The following is a 6,857-nucleotide window of genomic DNA, read 5'->3' as shown; positions in this document are numbered from 1 at the left end:
ACCTGCGACCAATTGATTAAAAGTCAACTGCTCTACCAACTGAGCTAACGACCCGAAGTGGTGGGTGATGACGGGATCGAACCGCCGACCCCCTCCTTGTAAGGGAGGTGCTCTCCCAGCTGAGCTAATCACCCCCGCTGTGTGGAGTCGCATTATAGGGAGAGTTGAAAATGAGTCAACGCCTTTTCTAAATAATTTGTTTGTTCGTCGTAAAATTAAACAAAACGATCGCAATGTCATCCGTGGCGCATGATTTATAAACAAAAAGGGGAAAGCGTGACGTTGAAACGGTAACAACATTGAGGAATCAGCCCACGGTGTTAGAATATTCCTCCATAAAATCCAACGAACACTGCCGCGTGTCGGCACCTTTATCAAACGTAAGGCCACTTCATGAAAATCAAAACTCGCTTCGCGCCCAGCCCGACAGGCTATCTGCACGTTGGCGGCGCGCGTACTGCTCTCTATTCCTGGCTTTTTGCACGTAATCACGGCGGTGAGTTTGTGCTGCGTATTGAAGATACCGATCTTGAGCGCTCCACGCCGGAGGCCATTGAAGCCATTATGGATGGTATGAACTGGCTGAGCCTGGAATGGGACGAGGGTCCGTACTTCCAGACCAAGCGTTTTGATCGCTACAACGCCGTTATTGATGAAATGCTGGCAGCGGGCACGGCCTATAAATGCTATTGCTCTAAAGAGCGTCTGGAAGCGCTGCGTGAAGAGCAAATGGCAAAAGGCGAGAAGCCCCGCTACGACGGTCGCTGCCGCCATGGCCACGAACATCATGCTGATGACGAACCTTGCGTCGTCCGTTTTGCCAACCCGGAAGAGGGTTCCGTTGTTTTTGACGACCAGATCCGCGGTCCGATCGAATTCAGCAACCAGGAGCTGGACGATCTGATTATCCGCCGTACCGATGGTTCTCCAACCTACAACTTCTGCGTCGTGGTTGACGACTGGGATATGGAAATCACCCACGTTATTCGCGGCGAAGACCATATCAACAATACCCCGCGCCAGATTAACATCCTGAAAGCGCTGAATGCGCCGGTGCCGGTTTACGCCCACGTCTCGATGATTAACGGCGACGATGGTAAGAAACTGTCCAAGCGCCACGGTGCGGTCAGCGTTATGCAGTATCGCGACGACGGCTATCTGCCGGAAGCGCTGCTGAACTATCTGGTGCGTCTGGGATGGTCCAGCGGCGACCAGGAGATTTTCTCTCGCGAAGAGATGATTAAACTGTTCAGCCTGGGGGCGGTGAGCAAATCGGCGAGCGCGTTCAATACGGAAAAGCTGCAGTGGCTGAACCACCACTATATCAACTCGCTGGCCCCGGAGTACGTGGCAACGCATTTACAGTGGCACATTGAGCAGGAAAATATCGACACCCGTAACGGCCCGCAGCTGGCTGAGCTGGTGAAGCTGCTGGGCGAGCGCTGCAAAACCCTTAAAGAGATGGCGGCGAGCTGCCGCTATTTCTATGAAGATTTTGCCGAGTTTGATGCCGATGCGGCGAAAAAACATCTGCGTCCTGTTGCTCGTCAGCCGCTGGAAGTGGTGCGCGACAAATTAGCCGCCATAAGCGACTGGACGGCGGAAAACGTCCATCATGCGATTCAGGCGACGGCCGATGAGCTGGAAGTGGGGATGGGAAAAGTGGGAATGCCGCTGCGCGTCGCGGTGACCGGTGCGGGTCAGTCTCCGGCGCTTGATGTGACCGTCCATGCGATCGGTAAATCACGTAGCGTAGAACGTATCAACAAGGCGCTGGCCTTTATTGCTGAGCGCGAAAGCCAGCAATCCTGATCCTGATACAGCGATTGTTAAACGGCGGGGATAGCGAACCCCGCCGTTTTTTTTGCCCGTTACTTCGCATCAGTAATGCCAAGTCGGGACAGAAACCCGCTGAGCCCCTCGCGCGCAAGAAAATCCCGCAGGTGCAGCTGCTCAGCTGGGGTCATCAGGTGCATGGTCTCGACAATCTGGCGCCAGACTGTGTCCGCATCGTTCACAAAGTATTTGACGGGCGGTTCCGCCAGCTGGTTATCCATGGTCAGATGCCGCAGCGCCGGGATATTTGCAAGGAAATCGATCACTGACCTGTCGATGACGATAAGACGAGCGCGTCCGCCTTTGACTCCGGGGATCGGTTCCGTCCGCCATTTTTGTTCTCTGGCCCAGCGGTTTATGGTTTGCCGGGCGAGGTTAAGGCACTCGGCGAGCTCCGCTGGGGTCATTTTATCTTTAAGTTTCATCATGCTTTCACCGATCGCGAATACCGAGTCGGTTGAGTAACCCGGTGATCCCTTCACGCAGCAGCAGCGACATCAGCAGCTTTTGCTCTCCCGGCGTCATCTCTTTACACAGGGTAAGCAGCAGAGATTCGAGATCGTTATCCGTTGCGGAATAGGGGACAGGGTTTTCGGCCACGCGCTGCGCGCTGCGAATAAACTCGCGAACCTGCTCATTAACATGTACGAGGCGCGCTTTGCCGCCCTGTACGCCGGGGCGCGGGGACGTTTGCCATCCCTCTTTACGTACCCATTTGTTAATCGTTTGCCGACTGAAGCCAGTCAGATGCGCTATTTCTTCAGGTGTCATTCGTTCCTTGAGCATACTATTTCCTGAGTAAATATGTGGGAATTAGTTGCACATGTTATAGCATCCTTTTAAAGGAAAGAGTGACATGTTTAACTTCTGGCTGCGATAAGGCTCGCAATGTCAGCCGTTTGCCTGCTTTTTCAGCGATCAAATAGCCGGGATTGATTTTGCCGTTGACACCTGGCGAAGGAATTCATATTATGCCGCCCGTCAACACGACACGCTTTACGTTACGGGGCTATAGCTCAGCTGGGAGAGCGCTTGCATGGCATGCAAGAGGTCAGCGGTTCGATCCCGCTTAGCTCCACCAACACCTGCACCCATCAGGTTTGGTTCGTAAAGAGGTCCTGTGGGGCTATAGCTCAGCTGGGAGAGCGCTTGCATGGCATGCAAGAGGTCAGCGGTTCGATCCCGCTTAGCTCCACCAAATTCGGAACCCTCGCTATGGCGGGGGTTTTTTTTGTCTGGCGGAGGAAATGTAAAGCATTCTCTGAATAAGTCAGCAAACCTCTGCGTTAAGTAATTTCAGATTTTTTCACTATTTAAAATCTTGCCTGCCTTTATTAAGCAACATAATATCTGTTGCCTGAATATATTTGTTGCAGCCGGAGTTTTAATTAACAATAATGATTGATCATCTTAACATTAAGATCAAAAAAACTCTGCTGGCGCTCCTGGTCTGCTTTATCGCAATTCCGCTGTCCCGATTTATTTCCCCACAAACCATTATTGACGGAAATCAAATTTATCTGGCATGGCTACCGCTGAGCTTAATGTATTCCGTACTTTTTATTTTTGGCCGCTACGCCGTTGCGCCATTGATTATCGCGTTTGCGATCACTAATGCCTGGATAATCGATCTGACGCTAACCCAGGCGCTGATCCTGCTATTTTGCCAGCTCTTCTCGGTTTTCCTGTCCTGCGCGATTGTTCGCTTTCAGCTTGGAAGGCGCTGGCGCGCTGGGCTGACGGCAAAACATATGGGCGCGAGGATTTTTTGGGGCGGCTTTTTTGCACCGCTCCTTTTGAAGGTCACCATGTATCTGGCGGGGCGTTTTTTTGCTTTTCCGTTGGCAATATCCAGCTATTTCGGCAGTATGTCGGTTATTTACACTATTATCGATATACAAAGCCTGATTAGCGCCGCATTAATTTTCACGACATTCTTTTATTATCCGTTGCGGATGATTATCAGTCCACGTTATGCACGAGCATTCTGGCGCAATCTTTGCCACTCATGGCGGGCGGGCGAGCAGCGGGTATTTACGTTGTATTGGTTTGTGGCCCTGGCGGCAATATTACTGGTGCTGTGTACGCCTTATGATTCTGTTTTTATTGCCGGTTATTTAGTCCCGCTTATTTTCATTTTATACTTCATTGGTATTAGCCGCCTGGGGCATACGCTGATTCGCATTTCATGGTCCGTTTCAGCCTTTTTACTCGTGGCGTATAACCAGAATTTTTTACACGGCGTACAAACTGAATATTCACTGTCGTTTGTTCTTTCGGTACTCATTTGTTTCACTATCTGCCTGTTTTATATGGCGGATATCTATGCTCGCAGTGAAAGAATGAAGTTCAGATGGCGGGATCAGGCGGAAGAAGATCCGCTAACCGGTTTACCGAATCTGCGCGCGCTGGAGAGTCACCTGCAGCGGAATCCTGCTGTGGCCATCAGCAGCCTGCGCATTCAGAATCTGGACTTCCTGAGCCGCCATTATGGCATGATGATGAGAGTGGAGAGCAAACGGCAGATAGCCCGGAAGCTACAGCCGCTATTAGCTCCCGGCGAGCGAATATTTCAGCTCCCCGGCAGCGAGCTACTGCTGGTACTGAAGGGGCCGGAGCCAGAGGCGCGGTTAAGTCATATTGTTTCCACGCTTAACCATAAAAAATTTAGCTGGAATAACCAGGCGTTAGATCTGGAATTTGGCGCATCGTGGGGCGGCTACCGCGGCATAGAATCTGAGCTTCACCCGATGCTTGGTCAGCTTAGCTGGTTATCGGAGCAGGCCGGCGCGGCGCGGCGCGTATTACCGCTGGACGCGGCGCAAGAGCAGATTTCCGATCAAACGAGCGAACAGGTACGGCTGCTGGCGAAGATTAAGCAGGCGCTTAACGAACGTGGACTGGTGCTGTACGCCCAGCCTATCCGGGACGCCTCCGGAGAGGGGTATTACGAGATACTGAGTCGTATGCGCTGCGGCAATACCATCATTACGCCCGATCGGTTTATCCCGCTGATTGCGCAGTTTAACCTGAGCCAGCGTTTTGATATGCAGGTGCTGGAAACGCTGTTTAGTTCGCTCAATCACCATCATGGCCAGCATTTCTCCGTCAACCTTCTGCCCTATACGCTGATGCAAAAGGATAGCGCGGCGCAAATCATCGCGCTGTTTAAACGCTATAACCTGTCGGCGGAGGCGATAACGATTGAAGTTACCGAAGAGCAGGCGTTTTCCGATGTCGAGACCAGCATGCATAACATCCAGCTGCTGCGAGATTTCGGTTGCGGTATAGCGATTGATGACTTTGGTACCGGCTACGCTAACTACGAGCGTCTGAAAAGCCTGCAGGCCGATATCCTGAAAATTGACGGCTGCTTCGTGCGTGATATCGAGACCGATCCGCTGGACGCCATTATGGTCAAATCCATTATTGAAATGGCTAAGGTTAAGAAGATGAAAGTGGTGGCGGAATACGTTGAAACGCCGGAGCAGCGGGAAAAGCTTCTCGAGTTAGGCGTCGATTATCTCCAGGGGTATCTGGTGGGTAAGCCGCTGCCGTTGAGCGAACTGCGGGCATGAAAAAGCCGGGACTTGCCCGGCTTTCGCGATACCGCTGACGAATTACAGTACCAGCGCGGCGATAGACGCAGAGAGCACGCTCACCAGCGTAGAACCGTACACCAGCTTCAGGCCGAAGCGGGAAACCACGTTACCTTGCTCTTCGTTCAGGCCTTTAATCGCGCCGGCGATGATACCGATAGAAGAGAAGTTGGCGAAGGAGACCAGGAAGATAGAGATGATGCCTTCCGCACGCGGAGAGAGCGTGGCGGCAACTTTCTGCAGATCCATCATGGCGACGAATTCGTTAGAAACCAGCTTGGTGGCCATAATACTTCCTACCTGCAGCGCTTCACCTGCCGGTACGCCCATCACCCACGCAACCGGATAAAAGATATAGCCGAGGATCCCCTGGAAGGAGATGCTATAGCCGAACCAGCCGGTGACGGTGGCGAACAGGGCGTTCAGCGCGGAAATCAGCGCGATAAAACCAATCAGCATGGCGGCCACGATAATCGCCACTTTAAAGCCTGCCAGGATGTATTCACCCAGCATCTCGAAGAAGCTCTGTCCTTCATGCAGGTTAGACATCTGCAGATTTTCTTCGCTTTCGTCAACGCGATACGGGTTAATCAGCGACAGCACGATAAAGGTGCTGAACATGTTCAGTACCAGCGCCGCAACTACATATTTCGGCTGCAGCATGGTCATGTACGCGCCCACGATAGACATGGATACCGTAGACATCGCGGTCGCCGCCATGGTGTACATGCGGTTGCGGGACATCTTGCCAAGAATATCTTTATAGGCGATGAAGTTTTCGGACTGGCCCAGAATCAGCGAGCTGACAGCGTTAAAGGATTCCAGCTTGCCCATGCCGTTGATTTTGGACAGCACGGTACCAATCGCGCGAATGACGATAGGCAGAATACGAATATGCTGCAAAATACCGATCAGCGCAGAAATAAAGACGATCGGGCACAAAACCTTCAGGAAGAAGAACGCCAGGCCTTTGTCGTTCATGTTGCCGAAGACGAAGTTTGTCCCTTCGTTGGCGAAACCGAGAAGTTTTTCAAACATCTCGGAGAAGCCCTTCACAAAACCCAGACCAATGTCAGAGTTCAGGAAGAACCAGGCCAGCAGCACTTCAATGACAAGCAGCTGAATGACATAACGAATACGAATCTGCTTACGGTTGTGGCTAACCAACAGGGCCAGAATGGCCACCACTACGATCGCGAGAATAAAGTGCAGGACGCGGTCCATATTTGCTCCAAATATGAGGCAGGTTAAATTTCTGTGCACATTCTATGTAACAAGCGCAAAGAAAACGAGAGCCAGCACACACTATTGCAAGGATATGTGACTAATGGCAAAAATAGTGATCAACCATGCATTTTTGTTATGTTACGTAAAGGTTTTAAAAGTTGCTCGGTTGTACTATTCTGGTGATTAATTAAAAGC

The 6,857-nt window shown here is 51.6% G+C and carries 5 protein-coding genes and 3 tRNA genes; 4 read left to right on the top strand and 4 right to left on the bottom strand.

What is annotated here, in order from left to right:
* Positions 1–58: 58 nt before the first annotated feature.
* A tRNA-Val gene (locus ABLU96_RS24665) sits at positions 59–134 on the bottom strand.
* Between the two features lie 259 nt (positions 135–393).
* On the opposite strand from ABLU96_RS24665, the gene gltX reads away from it, so the two are divergent.
* On the top strand, positions 394–1,812 hold the full coding sequence (gltX, locus tag ABLU96_RS24660; protein WP_014230306.1) for a glutamate--tRNA ligase: 1,419 nt from the start codon (positions 394–396) through the stop codon (positions 1,810–1,812).
* A 59-nt stretch (positions 1,813–1,871) separates the two neighbouring features.
* Here the strand turns inward: gltX and ABLU96_RS24655 are convergent, their stop codons facing one another.
* Positions 1,872–2,264 carry a YfeC-like transcriptional regulator gene (locus tag ABLU96_RS24655; protein ID WP_048260632.1) on the bottom strand — a complete coding sequence of 131 codons (393 nt, stop codon included), beginning with the start codon at positions 2,262–2,264 and terminating at the stop codon, positions 1,872–1,874.
* Between the two features lie 4 nt (positions 2,265–2,268).
* Positions 2,269–2,622 (bottom strand): YfeC-like transcriptional regulator, encoded by a 354-nt coding sequence (locus ABLU96_RS24650; RefSeq protein WP_004852968.1) that lies wholly within the window; start codon positions 2,620–2,622, stop codon positions 2,269–2,271.
* Positions 2,623–2,841: 219 nt separating this feature from the next.
* On the opposite strand from ABLU96_RS24650, the gene ABLU96_RS24645 reads away from it, so the two are divergent.
* The 3 genes from ABLU96_RS24645 (at position 2,842) to ABLU96_RS24635 (ending at position 5,414) form a co-directional block, all read left to right on the top strand.
* Positions 2,842–2,917, top strand: a tRNA-Ala gene (locus ABLU96_RS24645).
* Between the two features lie 41 nt (positions 2,918–2,958).
* Positions 2,959–3,034 (top strand) — tRNA-Ala (locus tag ABLU96_RS24640).
* 199 nt (positions 3,035–3,233) lie between these two features.
* Positions 3,234–5,414, top strand: coding sequence for an EAL domain-containing protein (locus ABLU96_RS24635; RefSeq protein WP_064404401.1), 2,181 nt, complete (start codon positions 3,234–3,236; stop codon positions 5,412–5,414).
* A 42-nt stretch (positions 5,415–5,456) separates the two neighbouring features.
* Here ABLU96_RS24635 and ABLU96_RS24630 read toward each other — a convergent pair whose 3' ends face one another.
* Positions 5,457–6,659 carry a NupC/NupG family nucleoside CNT transporter gene (locus ABLU96_RS24630; RefSeq protein WP_004104312.1) on the bottom strand — a complete coding sequence of 401 codons (1,203 nt, stop codon included), beginning with the start codon at positions 6,657–6,659 and terminating at the stop codon, positions 5,457–5,459.
* Positions 6,660–6,857 lie beyond the last annotated feature (198 nt).

Source organism: Klebsiella sp. CN_Kp106, assembly GCF_040064575.1.
GTDB classification, from domain to species: Bacteria; Pseudomonadota; Gammaproteobacteria; order Enterobacterales; family Enterobacteriaceae; genus Klebsiella; species Klebsiella michiganensis.
This window is presented reverse-complemented; position numbering and strand designations above follow the sequence as displayed.

Coding starts and splice junctions, on each gene's coding strand:
- ABLU96_RS24650 (WP_004852968.1), bottom strand. CDS start 2,622: ATGCTCAAGGAACGAATGACACCTGAAGAAATAGCGCATCTGACTGGC.
- ABLU96_RS24635 (WP_064404401.1), top strand. CDS start 3,234: ATGATTGATCATCTTAACATTAAGATCAAAAAAACTCTGCTGGCGCTC.
- gltX (WP_014230306.1), top strand. CDS start 394: ATGAAAATCAAAACTCGCTTCGCGCCCAGCCCGACAGGCTATCTGCAC.
- ABLU96_RS24655 (WP_048260632.1), bottom strand. CDS start 2,264: ATGATGAAACTTAAAGATAAAATGACCCCAGCGGAGCTCGCCGAGTGC.
- ABLU96_RS24630 (WP_004104312.1), bottom strand. CDS start 6,659: ATGGACCGCGTCCTGCACTTTATTCTCGCGATCGTAGTGGTGGCCATT.